This window comes from Candidatus Polarisedimenticolaceae bacterium, assembly GCA_036376135.1.
Lineage (GTDB): Bacteria > Acidobacteriota > Polarisedimenticolia > Polarisedimenticolales > DASRJG01 > DASVAW01.
In genome coordinates, this window is sequence record DASVAW010000114.1 from 17,056 (window position 1) to 37,473 (window position 20,418).

Genomic DNA, 20,418 nt, shown 5'->3' on the forward strand with positions numbered 1-20,418 from the left:
CCCGTCAGTCGCCCATCTTCACGTGTCCCGGCTGCGCCGCCACGCGGCCGAGCCAGGCCCGCACCCCCGGGTGGCGGCCGAGATCGAATCCGCCCTCCTCCGCGACGTGCGTGTAGGCGTACAGCGAGATGTCCGCGATCGTGTAGCGCTCCGCGACGAGGAACGCGCGGTCCTTGAGATGGCGCTCCATCGCGTCGAGGGCGCGGTAACCGCCGATGTGCTTGGCGGCGAGGGCGTCGGCGTCGATCGGCCCTTCCCGGTAGTGCAGCCAGAAGCGGGCGACCGCGATGTTCGGCTCGTGGTCGTATTGCTCGAAGAACTGCCACTGGAGGACCTGGGCCCGCTCGTAACGGTCCTCGGGGACGTACTTCGTGCCGTCGCCGAAGTACCAGAGGATCGCGTTCGACTCGGCGAGCGGCCGGCCGTCGTCGAGCACGATCGTCGGCACGCGCAGCGCCGGGTTCAGCCCGCCGAGCACCTGCGGGCGGTTCGTCCGATCGGTCACCGAGAGCTCCCGTCGCTCGAACGGAATCCCGAGTTGGGAGAGCAGCAGGCGCACCTTGTAGCAGTTCCCGGAGGGGCGGCTGTCGTACAGCAGCATGGCGTTCTCCTCGTTTCGTGCCGACGGTTATACTCCCACTCCTTTCGCGAGGAGATCCCCCTTGAAGCGCCGGCTCTTCGACCCCGGATCCCACACCGGCCCCGCGTCCCTCGGGCTGCTCCTCCTGCGCCTGGGCTTCGGCCTGTCCATGGCCCTCGGTCACGGGTGGGGGAAGCTCCGGTCGTTCGGCGAGCTCGCGGCCACGTTCCCCGATCCGCTCGGGATCGGCTCCCGCCTCAGCCTGATGGGGGCGATCGGGGGCGAGTTCGTCTGTCCGCTGCTGCTCGCGCTGGGCCTCGGAACCCGGCTCGCCGCGATTCCCGCCGCGTTCACGATGGGGGTCGCGGTGTTCGTGATCCACGCCGCCGACCCGTTCGCGAAGCAGGAGAAGGCCCTTCTCTTCCTGGTCGCGTTCGCCGCCCTCGTCTTCACCGGCGCGGGGCGTTACTCGCTGGACGCCAAGCTGGGGAAGTGACCGGCCGTTCGCTGCGCGACGGAGCCGTCAGGCTTCAGCCTGGACGGATCTGACCGCTTCGGGGTTCGCGGCGGAGGCGTGAGGACCTAAATCCGGGGCGTGAACCCCCTCGTCCTCGCCCTCCTCCTGTCCGGCGCCGCCGCCCTCGTCCTCGAAGGGGTCTGGGCGCGCTGGCTGAGCTTCTCCCTCGGCGCCGGCGCCTACGCGACGACCGCCGTCCTCGCGACGTTCATGGCGGGGCTCGGCCTGGGCGCCCTCGCCGGGGGGCGCTTCGCCGCACGCCGATCAGCCGCCGCGAGCCTGCGCGCCTTCGCCGGGATCGAGCTCGCGAATGCCGCCTGGGCCCTGGCGTCGATCGCGTGGCTTCCCGGCGCGTTCCCCGAATCGGCGGTCGCGCTGGCGCGAGCCCTGGGGAGCGACGGCCTCCCTCCGCTCGCGCGATTCGCGCTCGCGTGCGCGGCGCTGTCCGTGCCGACCTTCCTGATGGGGATGACGCTCCCGCTCGCCGTCCGGGCCGCGGTCGAGGGGGCCGGGGACCGGGGGCGGCGCGCGGGGATCCTCTACGCCGCGAACACGCTGGGCGGAGCGGTCGGGGCCGGGCTTGGCGCCACGCTCCTCGTCGACCGGGTGGGGTTGTCGGGAGCCGTCGGCGCGGCGGCGGCGCTGCAGGCGATCACGGGGCTCGTCGCCGCGGCGCTTTCCCGTCGCGCGCCGTCGAACGCGCCGGGGCCGGAGCCGGACGCGCGCGCGGCGCGACCGGGACTCGCCGCCGCGGCGTTCGCGGCGAGCGGGTTCGCCGGACTCGCCTTGGAGGTCGGGGCGCAGCGGATCCTGTCGCTGCAGCTGGGCTCCACGGTGCACGCGTTCGCGACGATCCTCGCGGCGCTCCTCGCCGGGATCGGGATCGGAGGCGCGCTCGGCGCAGGCGCCACGCGGCGGACGAGCCCGGAGGCCGCGCTCGCCGTCGCGCTCGCCGCGCTCGGGGTCGGCGCCGGATGGGCGATCCTGGCCCTCGACCTCGGGACGTCCGGCGCGGGCTTCGTCCTGCTCCCCGCGGGGATCGCGCTCGGCGCGGTCGCGGGGATCGTCGGCCGCATGGCGGGGAGCTCACCCGGGACGATTCCCCGGCGCTTCGCGGGCGCGTACGCGGCGAACGCCGCCGCCTCCGCCGCGGGAGCGCTCGTCGCCGGGCTCGTGCTCGTCCCCGCGTTCGGCGCGACGGGCACGCTGCGGATCGCCGGCGCGATCGCCTTCTCCGCGTGCGCCCTCGTCCTCGTCGTCGCCGTGCCCGCACGAACGCTCCGGCTGGTGTGCGCGACCCTCGCGGTCGTCGCGATCGCGCTCGCGGCCGATCGCGAGCCGGTGCGGCGCACCTACGAGCGGTGGTTCGGCGCGTCGCGCCTCGTCGCGCTGCGCGAAGGGCCGGTGCAGGCGGTGGCGGTCACGGCGGAGAGCAACGACCAGCACCTCGACTATCGCCGGCTCGTCGCGCACCGGACGAGCCTTGCCGCCACCCACCTCGCCTCCCAGCGCTACATGCGCCTGCTGGGCCACCTGCCGACGATGCTCGCCGAAGGACCGAGGCGGGCCCTCGTGATCTGCCTGGGCACCGGAACCACGCTCGCCGCCGTCACCCGTCATCCCGAGCTCGAGCGCATCGACGTCGCGGAGATCTCCCCCGAGGTCGTCGATCTCGTGGGCGCGGTCCACCCCGACGGCGAGGCCGCGCTCGCCGACCCCCGCGTTCGCGTCCACGTCGAGGACGGTCGCCACGTCCTGCTCTCGGCGTCGGACCCGTGGGACGTGATCACCCTCGAGCCCCCGCCGCCGGGCGACGCGGGGGTGGTGTCGCTGTACACCGAGGAGTTCTATGCGCTCTGCCGCAGGCGGCTGTCGCCGGGAGGGGTGACCGCGCAGTGGATCCCCCTTCAGTCGGCTTCGCTCGACGACGTCCGGATGCTCGTCGGCGCCTTCGCACGCTCCTTCCCGCACGCCGTCGCCTTTCTTCCCCTCGAGCGCGACCTCGTCCTCCTGGGATCCGAGCGTCCGCTGGCCCGCTCCGCGGCGCGCTGGCGGGACGCCTTCGCGGCGCCGGGACCGGCGGCCTCGATGCGCGAGGTCGGCTTCGACTCTCCCGAGACGCTCCTGGCGAACGCGATCGCCGACCGCGAGGCGCTCCTGCGGTTCTCGCAGTCCGCCCCGGCGCTCACCGACGACCGGCCCCGCGTCGAGCGAAGGACCGCCGAGCGCCTCTCCGCCCTCCCCGACGTCCGCGAATTACGCCTCGCCCCTTCCCCGGCGCCCGGGCTGGTCCCGGACGGCGATGCGCACAGTGCGGCGAGGATCCTCGAGGCCCGGCGGGCGCTCGACGTGCTGCGTGAGGCCGAGGACGCCCGCGAGCGCGGCGGGACACGGGCCGCGTCCGCGCTTCGCGAGGCCGCGTGGCGCGCCCGACCCTCGGACGCCTATTTCCTCTGGGCGGCGCGGCTCAGCGATGCGCACCTCACGCGATTCGTCGCCGACGCGAGCCGGCGCGGCGACGATCCGCGCGCGTGGGCCTCGGTCGGCGAGAAGCTGCTCCTTCGCGGCGACTCGGCGGCGGCGCGCGCGGCCTTCTCCCGCGCGCTGCGCACCCTCCCCGCCAGGGACCCCGCGGCGGTGTCGATTCGCGCGTGGCTCGCGTCGACGGGCCCCGGACCGGTTTAGCGATCCGTGAGGCCGAGCGGGGCGAGCGCCTCGCGCACCTTCTCGTGGAGGTCCGGGGGCGCTCCGTAGAAGACCGCGCGGGCCTTCCCCTCGCCGTCGAAGAGGAACAGCGTCGGGACCGCGAGGAGGTTGCCGAACTTCATCGCGATCTCCGGGGTACCGATCGCGACGGGAAGCCCGGCCGCGACCTTCGACGCGAGCTCGCGTACGTCCTTCTCCTCCGACTCGACCGCGAAGGTGACGACCGCCAGGCGGTCGCCGTGCCGTCGCTTGAGCTCCGAGAGGTACCCGAGGGTCGTCCGGCACGGCGGACACCACGTCGCCCAGAACTCGACGAGCACGGGACGCCCGGCGAGCGTGGTCCGATCGATCGGGCGCCCGTCGAGGTCGACCGCCGAGAACTCGGGGAGCGCCTCGAGCCGGGCGTCGGGGGTCGCGGCGGGCGCTCCCCCCGGCTCGCCGGCGAGCACCCGTCCCAGAAGCGCGGTGAGATCGGCGCGGAACCTCTCGTGGTTCGCGGGATCCCGCCACGGGGTGTACCTGCCGGACTTCGCGTCGCCGAAATACCCGAGGTCCTGCGGGCCCGCGAACAACGACTCGTTCACGAACACCGCGGGGTAGCGGCGGACGCCCAGCCGGTCGGCGATCGCCGAGGCGCCCCAGTTCTCGACGACGTACCGGACCCTTCCCCCGAGCCCGTCCACGACCTGACGCACCAGCAAACTTGCCGGGTCGGAGAGATTTCAGGTGTACGGCCAACGGACGAGGGTGACGGTCGCCTCCGCGCCCGCGAGGGGTTGTGGGCGGGACACGGAGGCGGCCGCGGCGGCGTCGGGGCCGACCCGCCGAACGTATTCGGGAAGCACGTCGTCGAGGATCGCCGCGGCGTTCGCGTGCGCCTCCGGCGACGAGGCGGCATCGTCGAGCATCGCCTCGGCCTTCTCGAGGAACAGGCGCGCGAGGCTGGAGTCGGCCGGCGTCGCGTCGAGGCGCGTGCGCCAGACGGCCGCCGACTCGCGCAGCGCCGTGGGCTCGGGCGCCGCGACCCCCGCGCGCAGGATCGGAGCGCCCAGCAGGCGCGCCCGCAGGATCTCGTACAGCGCCCCCTCGAGGCTCCCGGCGGCGAGCAGGTCGCGGGCCGTCTTGAGCGCCGCGGAGGCCGAGATGAACTCCCGGTGGCGATCCTTCGAGACCGGAGGGACGTAGGCGCGGACCAGCTCGCGCTCGAGGTCGTCGACGACTCCCTGGAGGGGAGCGATGCGCGGCGCGGGACCCGGCGGCCGGAACTGCAACGCGGCGTCGAACGCCGCGGCACGGGCGAGGGCGACCGCGCTGCCGACGTAGAAGACGCCGCCGAAGTAGTCGCCGTTCTCGCGCCACATCGGGGCGGTTCTCGCGTAGATCGGCGACTGCACCCGTGCGTCGTCCCGAAGCGCCCGCACCGCCGCCGGAAGGGCCGCCGACGACGCGGCCTCGAGCTCGGCGCGACCGCGCTCGAGCTCCGCCCGCGCCTCGGCAAGCGCCCGGTCGAAGATCTCCGGGGTGACCTTGTCTGGCGACGGGGCCTTCGCGGAGACGAACCGCAGCGGGTCGAGCAACGTGCGCGCGAGGGTGAGCCGCTCGAGGGCGAGGAGGTCCCGCCCGACGGCGTGGGCCGACTCGGCCTTGGCCAGAAGCGCCATGCCGCTCTCCCACTCCCCCTTCACCGCCTCCATCGCGGGAGGGTCCCCCGCGCGCTGGGCGGCGATCGCCGCGCCGATCGCCTCGCCCGCCGGTGCCGCGAGGACGATCGGGAGGAGGAGATGGACGACCATGCGGGCACGGTGCCGGGCCCCGTCCTCCGGATCAACCCGGACGCCGCGGGCGGCGTCCTCCCTGCAGCCAACCCCCGGCCGACCTCGTGGCGGGATCGCTTCCGTTCTCCGTAGTAGCGGATCGAGGACCATGAAGGAGGCCCCCATGCTCAAGAGGATCTCGTTCTTCATCTACGGCACGATCGCCTACGCGATCTTCTTCGGCACGTTCCTGTACGCGTGCGGCTGGGTGGGCGGTTTCCTGACCCCCACCCGCCTCGACGGTCCCGCGACCGAGCCCCTCGGCAAGGCGCTCGCGATCGACCTGGCCCTGCTCGCGCTCTTCGCGGTGCAGCACAGCGTCATGGCCCGGAAGGGGTTCAAGACGTGGTGGACCCGCTTCGTGCCCCAGGCGATCGAGCGGTCGACCTACACGCTGTTCTCCAGCCTCGCCCTGATCCTGATGTTCTGGCAGTGGCGGCCGCTGGGCGGCGTGATCTGGAACGTCGAGGCGACCGCGGGCCGTGCGGCCCTCTACGGCCTCTTCGCGTTCGGGTGGGGGCTCGTGCTGCTCTCGACCTTCCTGATCCACCACTTCGACCTGTTCGGGCTGCGCCAGGTGTGGCTGTTCCTCCTCGGCCGCCCGTACCAGCCGCTCCGCTTCGCGACCCCGGGGCCGTACCGGATGGTCCGGCACCCGCTGTACCTCGGGTGGTTGTTCGCCTTCTGGATGACCCCGACGATGACCGCGGCCCACCTCGTCTTCGCGATCGCGACGACGGCGTACATCCTCCTCGCGATCCGCTTCGAGGAGCGGGACCTCGTCCACGAACACGGGGCGCTCTACGAGGAGTACCGCCGCCGCGTGCCCATGATCGTGCCGGCGTTCCGGCAGGCGGAGCGCTGACCATGACACTCCGGCCGATCGACGTGCTCCGCCGCAGGATCGAGGCGCAGGGATTCTGCGGCTACGACGACGCGGCGATCTCGGAGTTCGGCCCTTGGCTGCGCCTGACCACGGGCCTGTGCGCGGCGTGGGCGGCGGCGGCGACCGCGGACGGCTCGGTCTACGGATTGTGGCTGCTCGCGGTCGTCGCGCTGCTCGGCGCCGCATTCCCCCACCACCCGTTCGACGCGATTCACGACCTGGCGATCCGGCGGTGGACCCATGCGCGGCCGCTGCCTCCCAACGGCATCCCGCGGCGGTTCGGCTGCGCGGTGGCGGCCGCGTGGCTCCTGGCGGCGGGCGCGGCCTTTCGACTCGACGCCCCGGCGTCTGGCTACGGCCTCGGCTTCTCGCTCGTCGGCGCCGCGCTGGTGCCGACGCTCACCGACTTCTGCATCTCGTCGTGGCTCTTCGGGAGGTTGTTCGGCGCCCCCTGCCGCGCCCGTTCGAGCGCTTTCCTCGAACGCACCACGTCGGGGTGCTGATCGGAGAACGCCTTCGACGCGAGCCGCTCGGCCTCGACGGCGAGCCGCTCGGCCTCGTCGCGATTCCCCTGCGCGAGTCGCACGGCCGAGAGGCACACGAGCGTGTGGGAGAAGGCGGGGTGCCCCTCGCCCAGGGACTTGCGACGCAGCGCCATCGAGCGATCGAGTAGCTCCTCGGCCTCCTCCGTCCGGCCCTGGGCGAGCACGGTTTCGGCGAGGTAGTCGAGGAAGTCCGCGATCTCGGGGTTCCCGGGGCTGAGCGCCTCCGTCTCGGCCATCGCCGCACGCAGCCCCGCCTCCGCCTCGGCGAACCGGCCGCGCGCCTGGGCCGCGAGCGCGATGCCGTACCGGGCGCGGATGCCGTCCACGAGCCCCGCGCCGCCGACCGCTTCCATCGCGGCCAACGCGCGCCGGAAATAACCTTCGGACCGGTCGGTCCGGCCGAGTTGCCGCTCGAGCTCGCCGAGGCAGTTGAGGCACCACGCGACGCGCTCGCCTTTCGGCCCGGAGGCGGCCTCGAAGATCGCGAGCGACCGGTCGAGCTCCTTCCGCGCCTTCGTCGCCTCGCCGGTGGCGAGGTGCAGCGCGGCGAGGTTGGTGTACCCCTCCGCGGTCTCCGGGTGGTCCGGGCCGAAGAGGCGCTCCTTCATCTCCGCGGCACGCCGGTAGGCCGCCTCGCACTCGGCATAACGCCCCTGCCGGCCGTACACTCCTCCGAGGTTCGTGAGGGCCGTGGCGAGCAGGTTGTGGGGGTCGCCGAAGACCTTCTCCTGGATCTCGACCGCGCGCCGCGCGAAGGCGGCGGACTCGTCGTCCCGCCCGAGGCGGCCCAGACACGCGGCGAGGGTCGTCGTCGTCTTGGCGACCTCGTAGTGATCGCGACCGAGGGTCCGCTCCCGGATCTCGAGCGCCTTCCGGAGCGCGGGTTCCGCCTCCGCGTACCGCCCCTGCCGGAGCAGGCAGGTGGCGATCCCGTTCCAGGCCGACGCCACGGACGGGTGGTCCGCGCCGCGTTGCCGCACGAAGGCGTCGAGCGCCGCCCGGTAGAGCGCCTCCGCCTCCGCATAACGCTCGGCGCGACGGACGACGTCCGCGAGGTCGTGGCGGACGTCGAAGACCTCGACGTGATCCGGCCCGAGCGCCGCACCCAGGATCCGCTCCGCCTCCCGGAAGCTCGCCTCGGCGGCGACGTCGTCGCGCATCACGGCCTGGGCGCGCGCGAGGGCGTGGAGGGCCCGGGCCGTGTCGGGGTCGGAAGGACCGAGAAGCCGGCGCCGCGTCTCGACCGCGTCCTCGAGGAGCTCGCGCGCCTCCCGACCCGAGCCCCGCTTCGTGTAGATGTCGCCGATGACGATCTCGAGGCGGGCCCGGACCAGCGGCTCGCCGGCCAGCTCCTCCCGGATCTTGCGGCGTCCCCGCTCGAGGAATTCGCGGGCCACCGCGTCGTTCCCGCGCTCGGTGGCGGGATCCGCGGCCTCGAACAACCCGGCCAGGTACGCGGCGACCCGCTCGGCGGTCCGCGCCTGCTCGATCGCGGCGCGCTCCGCGTGCCGGGCGCGCACCGCCTGCCACGTCGCCGCCGCCGCCCCGGCGAACAGCGCGAGCGCCACCGCGACCGCGGCGGCGACCGCGATGCGATGGCGCTGGATCAGCTTCGACAGGCGGTAGGTCGCGCTCGGCGGGCCCGCGACGACCGGCTCGTGCCGCAGGTGCCGCCGCAGGTCGTCGGCGAGGTCGTGGGGAGAGGAGTACCGCCGCCCGCGGTCCTTCTCGAGGGCCTTCGTGACGATCCAGTCGAGATCGCCACGCAGGCGCCTCGCGACGGCGGGGTCGGCGGCGCGGCGGCTCGGCCTGGGAGGATCGACCTCACGGATCCGGCGGAGCATCTCCGGGACCGAGGGGCGGCCGGAGGCCGTGTCCTCGAAGGGCCGGGTCTGCGTCAGCAGCTCGAACAACATCGCCCCGAGCGCGTAGACGTCGGCGCGCGTGTCGACGTCGTCTCCCGCGGCCTGTTCCGGGCTCATGTAGTCCGGCGTGCCGACGATCTGGCCGTGCTCGGTGAGCAGGGTGCGTTCGGACCCGGACGGGTCGACCGCGCGCGCGATGCCGAAGTCGATGATCTTCGGAACGACGCGGCCGGGAGTCTCGGACACCAGGACGTTCGACGGCTTCAGGTCCCGGTGGATGACCCCCTTGTGGTGGGCGTGCTCGACCCCGTCGCAGACGTCGAGGAACATCCGCAGGCGCTCGTCGATCCCGAGACCGAGCCGCCGCGCGTGCAACGTGATCGGTTCGCCGTCGACGAACTCCATGACGAAGAACGGGCGCCCGTCGCCGGAGGTCCCCGCGTCGTAGACCTGCGCGATGTTCGGGTGGCTCATCCGGGCGAGCGCCTGACGCTCCGACTCGAAGCGGGAGATCACCGCGGCGGACTCCAGCCCGCGGCGGACGAGCTTCACGGCGACGCGCCGGCGTACCGGGTGCGTCTGCTCGGCCTCCCAGACCTCGCCCATTCCCCCTTCCCCGATGCGCCGGATCCAGCGGTACCCTTCGAGGGCGACCGGGGGCGCGACCTCCCCGAGCGCGCCGAGGACCTCCTCGCGCAGCGCCCCCGCCTCCGGCAGGAACGCGTCGGCCGAGTCGGCGTGGCTGAGCAGGCGCGCCACGCGGGCCCGCACTTCCGGGTCCGGACAGTGGGTCTCGAGCCACGCGGGGCGCGCGGCCGGCTCGACGTCGAGCGCCGCCTGGAAGAGGGCGTCCGCCTTCGCCCAGCCGTCGTCGCTCATGCCGACAGCTCCTCGCGCAGCCAAGCCCGCGCGCGCAGCCAGTCCCGCTGGGCCGTACGCAAGGACACGCCCATCGCCAGCGCCGTCTCCTCCTCGCTCAGGCCGGCGAAGTAGCGGCACTCGACGACCCGCCCCAGCCGCTCGTCGTGCGCCCGCAGGCGGTCGAGGGCGCGGTCGATGTCGAGCAGCGCCTCGACCTCGAGCTCGCCGGCCGCGACGTTCTCGTCGAAGGTGACCCGTTCCCCGCCGCGGCGCTTCGCCGCCGCGCGCGATCGGGCCAGGTCGACGAGGACCTGCCGCATCGCGTGGGCGCTGACGGCGAGGAAATGGCCGCGGTCGTGGACATCGAGCCCCTGCTGGCCCGCCATCTTGATCCAGGCCTCGTGCACGAGCCCGGTGGTGTCGAGGGTTCGCCCCCCGCCCCGCCGGCGCAGGTGCGCGTGGGCCATCCCCCGCAGCTCGCCGTAGACGAGCGGCACGAGGCGGTCGAACGCCTCCCGATTCCCCGCCCGGATCTCCCGGAGCAGGAGCGTCACCTCACCCGGATCCTGCACGGCGTCACCCTACCGCGAGAAACACGGGGAGAGGCTACTCTCACGCCGCCGTCGCGGGAAGCTCCTCGACCGCCTCGTCGGTTTCGGCGACCGCCGCTTCGTGTCTCCGGGCGACGAGCACGTAGATCGACGGCACCACGAACAGGGTGAACGCGGTGCCGATGATCATCCCGCTGACGAGCATGATGCCGATGCTGTTCCGGGCGCCCGCGCCCGGCCCCGTGGCGAGGATCAGGGGGAAGTGCCCCGCGACCGTCGCCGCCGTGGTCATGAGGATCGGCCGCAGGCGGGTTCCCGCCGCCTCGACGACCGCGCGCACCTTGTCGCGCCCCTGCTCCTGCAGGTGATTGGCGAACTCGACGATCAGGATCGCGTTCTTGGCGATCAGCCCGACGAGGGTGATGAGCCCCACCTGGCTGTAGATGTTGAGGGTCGTGAGCCCCAGGAACGAGAACATCAGCGCCCCCGATACCGCGAGCGGCACCGAGCCGGCGAGGATGATGAAGGGGTCGCGGAAGCTCTCGAACTGCGCGGCGAGCACGAGGTAGATCAGGACCGCCGAGAGGAGGAACACGCCGAGGAACTTGCTCCCCTCCGTGCGCAGCTGCCGCGACTGTCCCGCGTAGTCGACCGTGAACCCGGCGGGGAGGATCTTCGCCGCCTCGTTCTCGAGGACCTTGAGCGCCTGGTCGAGCGGCACGTTGGGCGGGATCGCCCCCTGGATGCGCACGGCGTTGAGCTGCTGGAAGCGCTTGAGCTCCCGAGGCTCGGTCGTCGTCTTGAGGGTCGCGAAGGTGGACAGCGGCACGAGCTTGCCGCCGGGCCCGGTGACGTGGATCTGGGTGAGCTGCTCGGGGGTGAGCCGATCCGCCCGCTGGACCTGCGGGATGACCTTGTAGCTGCGTCCCTGGATGCTGAAGCGGTTCACGTAGTTCCCGCTGAGCATGGTCGAGAGGTCCTGGCCGGCCTGGCTGAGATCGACGCCGAGCGAGCGGACCTTGTCGCGGTCGAAGACGACCTCGGCCTGGGGCTGGTCGAACTTCAGATCGGCGTCGGCGAAGAAGAACATCCCGCTCTCGAACGCCTTGCCGACGAGCGCCCCCGCGAACTCCGCGAGGCGCTCGGGCTCCGCGGTCGAGGCGATCACGAAATCGACGGGGAAATCCCCGCCGCCGGGGAGCGCGGGCGGGGTCAGGGGGATGACGCGGACGCCGGGGATCTTGGAGATCTCCGCCGCGGCCTCGACCTGGAGCTGCGCGGCGGTCTTCTCGCGCTCGCTCCAGGGCTTGAGGGTCATGCCCCCGAAGCCGCCCACGGGCGAGACGATCTGGAAGGTGTTCCCGGTCTCGGGGTAGGAGCGGAACACCTCGTCGACCTTCGCGGTGTAGAGCGTCGTCTGGTCGAGCGTCGCGTTCGGCGAAGCCTGCACGATGCCGAAGACGACCCCCTGGTCCTCGCTGGGCGCGAGCTCGTTCATGGAGAACAGGTAGAAGGGGACGGCGAGCGCCGTGAACAGGACCCAGAAGGTGAGCACCACCGGCCGGTACGCGAGCGTCCCCTCGAGCAGCGCCGCGTACTTCGAGCGCACGACGTCGAAGTGACGGTTGATCATCCCCGCGAACCCGCGGTGCGAGTCGCCGGCGCGCAGGAGCTTCGAGCCCATCATCGGGGAGAGGGTCAGGGCGACGATGCCCGAAACGACGACGGCGCCCGCGAGCGTGAGCGCGAACTCGCGGAAGAGGGTGCCGGTGAGCCCGCCCTGGAGCGCGACCGGGGTGTACACGGCCGCGAGGGTGATCGTCATGGCGATGATCGGTCCGACGAGCTCGCGCGCTCCCAGGAGCGCCGCGCGGAAGGCCGTCTCGCCGCGCTGCAGGTGCCGTTCGATGTTCTCCACCATCACGATCGCGTCGTCGACCACGAGGCCGACCGAGAGCACGACCGCGAGGAGCGTGAGCAGGTTGATCGTGAACCCCGCGACCGCCATGAGGAACACGGCGCCGACGAGCGAGATCGGGATCGCGACGACGGGGATGATCACCGAGCGCAGCGAGCCGAGGAAGAGGAAGATCACCACGACGACGATGAGGAGCGTCTCGAGCAGGGTGCTCAGGACCTCCTGGATGGCGTCGCGGATGTAGGCGGTGGAGTCGTACGGGATCCCGACCTCCATCCCGGCCGGGAGCTGGGCGCGGATGTCCGGGATCGCCTCGCGCACCTTGCCGATGACGTCGAGGGAGTTCGCGGTCGGCAGGACCCAGATCCCCATGAACGTGGCGGTCTGGCCGTTGAAGCGCACGTCCTCGTCGTAGTTCTCCGCGCCGAGCACGACGTCCGCGATGTCGCCGAGCCGGACGACCCCGCCGGCGTCCTCCTTCACCACGAGGCGGCGGAACTCCTCCGCCGACTGCAGGTCGGTGTTCGCGACGAGGTTCACCGACACCATCGAGCCCTTGGTCTTGCCGAGGGCCGAGAGGTAGTTGTTCCGCGCGAGGGCGTCGCGGACCTGGGACGGGGCGATGCCGCGCGCCGCCATCTTGTCCGGGTCGAGCCACACGCGCATGGCGAACGTCCGGTCCCCGAGGATGTCGGCGCGCTGGACGCCGTTGATCGCGGAGAGCCGGGGCTGCACCACGCGGGTCAGGTAGTCGGTGATCTGGTTCTGGTCGAGGTCGGAGGACGCGAAGCCGATGTACATCGCCGCGAACTGGTTGTCCGCGGTCTCGAGCTCGATGATCGGCGCCTCGGCCTCGGGGGGGAGGTCGTTCCTCACCTGGGCGACCTTGGCCTGAATCTGCGTGAGCGCCGAGTCCGTGTCGTAGTTGAGCTTCAGGTGGACGGTGATCGTGCTCACGCCCTGGGCGCTCGACGACTCCATGTAGTCGATGCCGTCGGCCGATGCGATCACCCGCTCGAGCGGCGTCGAGATGAACCCGCGCACGAGGTCGGCGTTCGCGCCGACGTACGCGGTCGTCACGCGGACGACCGCGATGTCGCTGCGCGGATACTGGCGGACCGAAAGCGAGCGGATCGACTGCAACCCCGCGATCAGGATCACGAGGCTGACGACCGCGGCGAGGACGGGCCGCTTGACGAAGAGATCGGTGATCTTCATCAGCTCTCCTGGGGCTTGGGCGCCGGGTCGTTCGACGGCTGCACCTGGTTGTTGACCTGGACGGCGGCGCCGTTGCGGAGCTTGAACGCGCCGGAGGTCACGACCTGCTCCCCGGCCTTGAGCCCGGACAGCACCGAGACCTGGTCGCCGCGGGCCGGCCCGAGCTTCACGAACTGCTGGCGGACGCCGAGATAGGTGCCGCCCGTGGGGGCCTTCATCTCCTCGACGATGAACACGGAGTCGCCGTAGGGGGCGTAGAGGATCGAGGAGGCCGGAATCACGAGCGCCGAGCCGACCTGGCCGACCTCGATCCGGGTCTCGACGAACATCCCCGGGTGGAGCTTCCGGTCCGGGTTCGGGATCGTCGCCTGGACGCGGACGTTGCGCGTCGCCTCGTCGACGACCGAGTCGACCGCGTTGACGCGGCCGCGGACCTCGATCGGCGGGACGCCGTCCGAGCGCACGGCGACCTCGATCCCGAGCTTCAGGTGCTCGATCTCCTGCTGCGGGAGCGAGAAGTTGACGTAGATCGGGTCGAGCGACTGCAGCGGCACCACGGGGTCGCCGCTGTTCAGGTACTGGCCGAGGTTGACCTGTCGGATGCCCAGGACCCCCGAGAACGGCGCGCGGATCGTCTTGCGATCGATCGTCGCGCGGATCTCGCCCAGCCGCGCGTCGGCGGACTTGAAGCCGGCCTCGGCGGAGTCGAGCTCGGCGCGCGAGGTGACCCCCTTGTCGTGCAGGCCGCGCACCCGCTCGAGGCTCAGCCGCGCGAGCTCGCGCTCGGCCTCCGCCGCGCGAAGCTGCGCCTGCTCCTGCTTGGTGTCGAGCTCGACGAGGACGTCCCCCTTCGCCACCACCTTGCCGGAGTCGAACGCGATGCGGGAGACGATCCCGGGGAGATCGGAGCTCACGGTGACGCCCTGCACGGCGGCGAGGCTGCCGATCGCGCTGAGCGACTCGTTCCAGGGCTCCTCCTTCGCGAGCAGGGTCGTGACCGCTTCGGGAGGGGGCGCGAAGGAGGCGGCTCCGGCGATCGCGGCCCGGATCTGCTGGTACTTCACGAAACCGAGCGCGACGGTGAACACCCCCATCGCGATCAGCAGGATCATCATGCGCTTGGCCATGGCTCTCGCTCCTTCACTCGACCCCGAGTGCTTCTTGCCACTCGATACCACGCTGTTTCAGCAGAAAACCCGTCACGCGTGCCAACTCCGTGCCCGCGATCTGGTAGTCCGTTCGCGAGGAGATCTCCGCGAGTCTCGCGCGGGCCAGGTCGTTTTGACGCGTCAGCACCAGGAAATTCGTGGAATACCCGACCGCGAAGCGGTCCCTTTCCGCGCCGAGCTGCACCTCGGCCGACTCCCGCTCGGCCCGTGCCGCCTCGTGGCGCTGGAGCGCGGTGCGGACGGCGGCGACCGCATCCAGGACCTCCCCCCGGACGGAGTTGCGGGCGCTCGCCAGCTCCGCCTCGGCCCGGCGCTCGGCGCTCCGGGCGGCCAGGCTCGCCGCCTTCGCGGACCGGTTCCCCAGCGACACGGTCAGCGACAGCCCCACACGGGCGTCGTCGAGATCGCCGTCGCCGAGGACGGAATACGAGCGCCCGAGCCCGCCCTGGACCCGCTCGTTCAGGGAGGGGTTGAGTGCGGTCCCCGCGAGGCCGTAGCGGTCGTAGGAGACGAAGGCGTCGAGCGCGGGCTTCACCGTGTTCGCCGCGAACGCGGTCTCGGCCTTGCGCCGCTCGGCCGCCGCGGCGGCCTCCTCGAGCTCGGGGCGCGACGCCAGAGCCTGCTCCATCGCCGCGGCGACGTCGAGCTCCATCGGCCGCACGTCGGCGTGATCCGCGGGAACCACCGACCGGGTCCACGCGTCGGCGTCCGCGTCGGAGAGGATCAGCACCTTGAGCGCGCTCTCGAGGCGCGAGACGTTCTCCCGCGCCGCCAGAAGCTCCCCCCGGCGACGCTCGATCTCCGCCTTGGGCTGCGCCGCTTCGGTGACCGGCGCGGCGCCGTTGTCGATCCGGATCTTCGTGTCGGCGAGCTGCTGCTCGGCGAGGGCGAGGGATTCCTCGCGGACCCCCACTTCCTCCCGGGCGGCGACGAGCGACCAGTAGGCGCGCTCGACGGCGGCGACCGTCTCGATCACCTCGCGTCGGAGCGAGGCCCCCGCCCGCCCGCGCTCGGTGCCGGCGACGGTCAGCGCGAGGCGCGACTCGTCCACCTCCCGGCCCCGGAGCAACGGCTGCCGGAACTCCACTCCGACCGCGGTGTCGTAGGCCGGGGTCAGGAGGGTGTAGATGTCGTTGCTCGTCGTCCGGACGAGCGACGTGCGCACGACGACCGAGCCGCCGGACTTCAGCCGTTGTGTCACCGAAGCGTCACCGGAGACCGACTCCTGGGTCGACGCGAGCTCCCCTTCCGGGGCGCCTGTGAAGGAAGAATTCAGGGGTTCGCTGGCCTGGCGCCACGACGCGTTGGCGCCGAGGGTCGGATCGTAGGCGCCCTGCGCCCCGAGCAAGTCCGCATCCGCGATGGCGAACGACTCCCGCTCGACGCGGAGATTCTCATTCTTATGAAGGGCGCTCGCGACGGCGTCGGAAAGCGTGAGCGACCATGCAGTAGCCGCCGAAGAGGCAGCCAGGATCACACTTGCGGCAATCATGTGGGGGCCTGTCTCCGTCGGTGCGCGGAGTTGCGCACCACCAGCAAGACGTTTGGTGCACGGAGGTTTCGACACCCCTCAGCGAACTTCGTTGCGGTGGCACCTCTCGCACTCCCCGAGGGGGAACGCGACGCGACGATGGCAGGCCCCGCAGGACTTCCCCGAGGAGATCTCGAGCATCGACATCCGCTCGGCTCCGGCGCGGTTGGGGAAGATGTCCGGGTGGCAGACCTCGCAGCCGTTCCAGACGGCGTGCTTCAGGTGGGAGAACCGCACGTCGGTCATCCAGGCGCGCGACGCGATCGTGACGTCCTTGTCCATCTTCAGCGGGGGGCGCGGGATGGAGATCCCGTCCATGAAGTCGAGGGGACGGATCGACCCCGCCGCCTCCGCGGCTTCCCAGTCCACCGCCGACGCGACGCCCCGGCGGGGGAGGTCCCGCGCGAACGACTCGTAGTCCTGCTTCCTCCGTTCGGCGTCGCCGCGGGTGTGGCAACGTTCGCAGGTCGATCCGGAACCCGCCGCCGGGCGCTCCCCGCAGGAGGCGAACGCCGTCGTCCCGTTGTGGCAGGCGCCGCAGTGGAACCCGCTCCGGTTCGTCTCCGCGGTGATCCCGGTTCCCTTCACCTCCATCGCGAAGCCCACGTCCACGTGGCACAGGCGGCAGGTGTAGCGCGCGCGATGGCGCCAGTGGTCGAACTGGGCCGGCTGCATCCCCGCCTTCGCCGCACGCTGCTTGAGGACGACGCGGCCGTGGTCGGCCGGGTCCTCGAAATTCCACCCGAGGACGTCGCCGCCGACGACGGCGACGAGACCCGCCAGGGCGATCGTCCGCACCCCTCGCATCGGTTCAGGGCTTCTGGCGCGCTTCGAGGACGTAGACGAACAACTTCCGGCACGCGTCGAGGCGCTTGCCGTAGACCTTGCGCTCGGTCTCGGAGAGCTTGTCGATCGTCGGCTTGAGGTCGTCGCTGCGCTTCACGAGCGCCTTGAGGTCCTGGTCGGAGAGTCCGCTCGCCTCCTGCGTCTTCGCGCAGATGTCCGCGAACTCCTCCTTCCAGTCCTTCGGTCTGGGCCTGGACTCCGACGCCGTCGGCGCGGGCGGCGGCGCCGCGCCGTCCGCCGCGAGCGAGAAAGCCGCGAGGAGCACGAGGGAGGCGGTCATGGCGCCTGGGGCTTCACGTGGCAGCGCTGGCAGTCCTGGAGGGGGAACGCCACCGTCACGTGACAGGCACCGCAGAACTTCCCGTCGAAGATCTCCCCCATCGTGTACTTCGTCGCTCCCTTCTTCACCGCGCCGAAGATGTCGGGGTGGCACAGCTCGCAGCCGTTCCAGACGGTGTGCTTCGCGTGGGAGAAGATGATGTCGGGCATCCCCCGCTGCTCGGGGGTGAGATCGAAGTCCTTCTGGGCGGCGAGGGTCGCCCGCGGCACCGACACGCCCGCGAGCACGTCGACGGGCGTCACCTTGCCGTCGGCCTCGGCCTTCTCCCAGTCCACGCCGTTGCCGAACCGCCCCTTCGGGAACCCCCGCGTGAAGGTCGCGAAATCGTAGGCACGCGCCACGTTCTTCCCGAGGGAGTGGCACCGCAGGCAGCTCGACTTCGGCGCGCGCGCGTCGCTCGCGTTGCACGACTCGAAGACCTTGTCGCCCCCGTCCGTCGTCTTCCCGTTGTGGCAGGCGCCGCAGTAGAACCCCGCGGCGTTGTCGGCGGCGGTGATCCCGGTCCCCCCCGGCGACATCGCGAAGCCGACGTCCACGTGGCACAGCCGGCACGTGAACTTCGCGCGGTGCAGCCAGTGGTCGAATACGACCGGCGCGAGACCGGCCTTCTCGGAGGCGTTGTTCAGGACGACGCGCCCGAACTCGTGCGGGAGCGGCCGGCGCTTCTTTCCCGCGCCCTGCTCGGCGCCGGCGGCGAGGGTGGCGAGTGCGAGGACGAGGATCCAGGCGAAACGTGGATGGTTCACACGGCCCCCTGTCGGATGTGGAGGCCGACTGTAGCGGCGGGAGGGCGACCCCCTCCGTGAGATCGGTCAAGCCGGCGTCGAGTGTCTCGGCGATGCCGCCAGGCACGTCGACGCGGCCTCACAATCCTCGCATCCGTGTTCTGCGGGGGTGCGGGCGTCGTCGGGGATGACGAGGCGGCCGGACCGAACGCGCTCGAGGAGCGCGATCATCCGCTTGACGGTCGCCGGGCTCGCGCCGTGCTCCATCATGCAGGCGTCCGCGGCCGCCGTGTCGGGATCGACGCCGAAGACCTCGACGAGGACGTCGCGAAGGGTGTCGTAGCTGCGGAGCAGGCACTCGGCGACGGCGACCCCCGCCGGGGTCAACGACACGACGCCGTAGGGCTCGTGATCGACCAGGTCGAGGTCCTTCAGCTTCTTGAGGACTCCGGAGACGGTCGCCGGGCTCACCCCGAGCGCCTCGGCAAGGTCCCGGGACTTCGCGACCTGGTGACGCCCGCGCACCTCGTAGAGCGTCTTCAGGTACATCTCGTGGGTCGAGGAGATCGGTTTTTCCCGGTGCATGCAGGGTCATGCTACGCCATGAGTTACGCGAAGCCAAACAAAGTTAGGCAGCCCTAAACATAGGTCAATCCGGCTATTTTCGGTGCACCGAACATTGGCTACGTTCCTCGCGGATCGGACGCGGAGGAACGATGACCGCCCTCGCCAGCCTGGCCTTGATCGCGCTCACCTCGACGCACGCGGCCGCACAGGAGCGGAGCACCATGGACGCCGGCCTCGACGTCGCGCTCCGTCTCGAGGGTGCGTCCGGGCCCCCGGAGCGTCGCGCCCTGACACGGATCCGCCCGACGCTGACGATCCGCCCGGCGGACGGCTGGACGCTCGTGGCGCAGGGACAGCTGTACGGGGCTTCGGAGTCCGACACCCCGCGCAGCGCCGACCTCTATCAGGGGTTCGCGCAGCTCGCGCGGGAGCGCTTCGAGCTCCGGCTCGGCCGACAGGAGCTCGTCCTCGGCAGCGGCTTCCTCCTCGGCGCCGACGAGCGCTTCGACGGCGCCGCGTACGACGCGATCCACGCGATCGTCCGGCCCCGCCCGGGACTCGCCGTCGCGGCGTTTTGCGGCCGCTCGGTCTCGGCGCTCTCCCCGGAGCCGGGCGGGATCGTGGCGGGTGTCGTCGTCGGCGTCGCACGTGAGGGCAAGGGCGTCGAGGCGTATGCCATCGACGACGGCGGGGCCGCGACGAGCCTCGGGGCCCGTGCGGTCGCGCGGCGCGGCGCGCTCGCCGTCGAGGTCGAGCCGGTCTTCCAGTCCGGCGGGGCGTGGGGCGGCCACGTCGAGCTCACCTACGCGCTGGAGCGCGGTGCCTTCCGCCCGCGCCTCACCCTGGGGCACGCCGTCGCGAGCCCGGCGTTCCTGCACCCCCGCCACGACACCTCACAGGTCGGCGACATGGGAGTGATCCCCGACCTCTCCGGCTTCGCCGCGGGAGCGTCCGTCGCCAGGGGGCTTCGCGCCACCTCGCTCGCCGCGGAGATCCCGCTGGGATCGAGGGCCGGCTTGTCGCTCACCCTTCGTCGCTTCGGCGCCGCGGAGGTGACGGGAGCGTCGTCGCGCGACGTCGGCCGCGAGATCGACGCTGTGGCCACGGTGCGCCTGTCCGACGCGCTCGAAGTGGCGGTGAGCGTCGACCGGTTCGACGGAGGCGACTTCCAGCGTGAGGCGACCGGCGAGGGCCTGCGCGTTCGGTACGGGTTCGCGGCGCTGCGCTGCCGCTTCTAGCCGCCGTTCTGCAGCGTCGCCAGGCGATCGCGGTAGGCACCTTTCACCGCGACGTACTCCGCGTGGTCGAGCATCAGCTCCGAGGCGATCTTCCCGATCGTGCCTTCCTCGGCCGACGAGATCACGTGGTCCGCCGCGGAGACCGCGAACAGGCAGTGCAGCAGCCCGATCCGCTGCTCGACCGACGCGATCTCCCGGAACTCCCGGGTGACCAGGAAGTTCTCGACGCCGCCGAAGAGCAGGCTCTGGGTCTTGGCCATCTGCACGACCATGACCGCCTGCTCCTCCGGGAGCGCCCCTTTCTCCATGACGATCCGCTCCATCGTCCGCGTCTCGTCCTCGCTGACCTTCAGATCGGCGGACGCCACGCGGGTGAGAAGGTAGGCGAACGCCGCGAGGTAACGCGCGCGCTCGGGGTCGAGCCGGTCGAGCGACGCCGCGATCCGGCGCACGGTCTCGGTGTCCCCCGCCGCGGTCGCGGGCGCCTTCGCGCGGATGCCCAGCGTGTCGAGGATTCCCATCGCGACCTCCGGGGTCAGTA

Annotated in this window: 17 protein-coding genes and 1 pseudogene; 5 read left to right on the plus strand and 13 right to left on the minus strand. The window is 71.9% G+C overall.

The window, feature by feature from the left end; genetic code table 11:
* Nucleotides 1–4 precede the first annotated feature (4 nt).
* Nucleotides 5–601, minus strand: coding sequence for a glutathione S-transferase family protein (locus VF139_11525; protein ID HEX6852024.1), 597 nt, complete (start codon nt 599–601; stop codon nt 5–7).
* A gap of 61 nt (nt 602–662) precedes the next feature.
* Here VF139_11525 and VF139_11530 point away from each other — a divergent pair, with 61 nt between their 5' ends.
* Together VF139_11530 and VF139_11535 are read left to right on the plus strand one after the other, a co-directional pair.
* Nucleotides 663–1,076 (plus strand): DoxX family protein, encoded by a 414-nt coding sequence (locus tag VF139_11530; GenBank protein ID HEX6852025.1) that lies wholly within the window; start codon nt 663–665, stop codon nt 1,074–1,076.
* A gap of 99 nt (nt 1,077–1,175) precedes the next feature.
* Complete coding sequence (locus VF139_11535; GenBank protein ID HEX6852026.1) at nt 1,176–3,782, plus strand: fused MFS/spermidine synthase; 2,607 nt, start codon at nt 1,176–1,178, stop codon at nt 3,780–3,782.
* On the opposite strand, the gene VF139_11540 is transcribed toward VF139_11535, so the two are convergent.
* Nucleotides 3,779–4,498, minus strand: coding sequence for a TlpA disulfide reductase family protein (locus VF139_11540; protein HEX6852027.1), 720 nt, complete (start codon nt 4,496–4,498; stop codon nt 3,779–3,781). The two genes, VF139_11535 and VF139_11540, sit on opposite strands and share 4 nt — an antisense overlap.
* A gap of 27 nt (nt 4,499–4,525) precedes the next feature.
* Nucleotides 4,526–5,596: a hypothetical protein gene (locus VF139_11545; GenBank protein ID HEX6852028.1), complete on the minus strand. Its 1,071-nt coding sequence runs from the start codon at nt 5,594–5,596 to the stop codon at nt 4,526–4,528.
* Between the two features lie 145 nt (nt 5,597–5,741).
* Between VF139_11545 and VF139_11550 the strand changes: the two genes are divergently transcribed.
* Nucleotides 5,742–6,482: an isoprenylcysteine carboxylmethyltransferase family protein gene (locus tag VF139_11550; protein HEX6852029.1), complete on the plus strand. Its 741-nt coding sequence runs from the start codon at nt 5,742–5,744 to the stop codon at nt 6,480–6,482.
* 2 nt (nt 6,483–6,484) lie between these two features.
* The gene (locus VF139_11555) at nt 6,485–7,006 is read left to right on the plus strand and encodes a DUF4395 family protein (GenBank protein ID HEX6852030.1); all 522 of its coding nucleotides are present in this window, start codon (nt 6,485–6,487) and stop codon (nt 7,004–7,006) included.
* A gap of 128 nt (nt 7,007–7,134) precedes the next feature.
* Here VF139_11555 and VF139_11560 read toward each other — a convergent pair.
* The 9 genes and pseudogenes from VF139_11560 to VF139_11600 all read right to left on the minus strand — a co-directional run bounded on the left by VF139_11560 (nt 7,135) and on the right by VF139_11600 (nt 18,657).
* Nucleotides 7,135–9,792: pseudogene (locus VF139_11560) on the minus strand (tetratricopeptide repeat protein).
* Complete coding sequence (locus VF139_11565) at nt 9,789–10,328, minus strand: ECF-type sigma factor (GenBank protein ID HEX6852031.1); 540 nt, start codon at nt 10,326–10,328, stop codon at nt 9,789–9,791. The pseudogene VF139_11560 and the gene VF139_11565 overlap by 4 nt, the downstream one beginning before the upstream one ends.
* Before the next feature lie 58 nt (nt 10,329–10,386).
* Nucleotides 10,387–13,461: an efflux RND transporter permease subunit gene (locus tag VF139_11570; GenBank protein HEX6852032.1), complete on the minus strand. Its 3,075-nt coding sequence runs from the start codon at nt 13,459–13,461 to the stop codon at nt 10,387–10,389.
* Nucleotides 13,461–14,588 carry an efflux RND transporter periplasmic adaptor subunit gene (locus VF139_11575; protein HEX6852033.1) on the minus strand — a complete coding sequence of 376 codons (1,128 nt, stop codon included), beginning with the start codon at nt 14,586–14,588 and terminating at the stop codon, nt 13,461–13,463. Before VF139_11575 ends, VF139_11570 begins: the two co-directional genes overlap by 1 nt.
* A 13-nt stretch (nt 14,589–14,601) precedes the next feature.
* On the minus strand, nt 14,602–16,107 hold the full coding sequence (locus VF139_11580; protein ID HEX6852034.1) for a TolC family protein: 1,506 nt from the start codon (nt 16,105–16,107) through the stop codon (nt 14,602–14,604).
* A 93-nt stretch (nt 16,108–16,200) separates the two neighbouring features.
* Entirely contained in the window at nt 16,201–16,968 is a 768-nt protein-coding gene (locus tag VF139_11585) for a c(7)-type cytochrome triheme domain-containing protein (GenBank protein ID HEX6852035.1), read from the minus strand.
* A gap of 4 nt (nt 16,969–16,972) precedes the next feature.
* Nucleotides 16,973–17,287 carry a hypothetical protein gene (locus VF139_11590; GenBank protein HEX6852036.1) on the minus strand — a complete coding sequence of 105 codons (315 nt, stop codon included), beginning with the start codon at nt 17,285–17,287 and terminating at the stop codon, nt 16,973–16,975.
* Entirely contained in the window at nt 17,284–18,093 is an 810-nt protein-coding gene (locus VF139_11595) for a c(7)-type cytochrome triheme domain-containing protein (protein ID HEX6852037.1), read from the minus strand. The genes VF139_11590 and VF139_11595 overlap by 4 nt, the downstream gene beginning before the upstream one ends.
* A gap of 66 nt (nt 18,094–18,159) precedes the next feature.
* Entirely contained in the window at nt 18,160–18,657 is a 498-nt protein-coding gene (locus VF139_11600) for a metal-dependent transcriptional regulator (GenBank protein HEX6852038.1), read from the minus strand.
* A gap of 131 nt (nt 18,658–18,788) precedes the next feature.
* Between VF139_11600 and VF139_11605 the strand changes: the two genes are divergently transcribed.
* On the plus strand, nt 18,789–19,877 hold the full coding sequence (locus VF139_11605; protein HEX6852039.1) for a hypothetical protein: 1,089 nt from the start codon (nt 18,789–18,791) through the stop codon (nt 19,875–19,877).
* On the opposite strand, the gene VF139_11610 is transcribed toward VF139_11605, so the two are convergent.
* A partial coding sequence (locus VF139_11610) for a TerB family tellurite resistance protein (GenBank protein ID HEX6852040.1) occupies nt 19,874–20,418 on the minus strand: 545 nt, incomplete at its 5' end. The two genes, VF139_11605 and VF139_11610, sit on opposite strands and share 4 nt — an antisense overlap.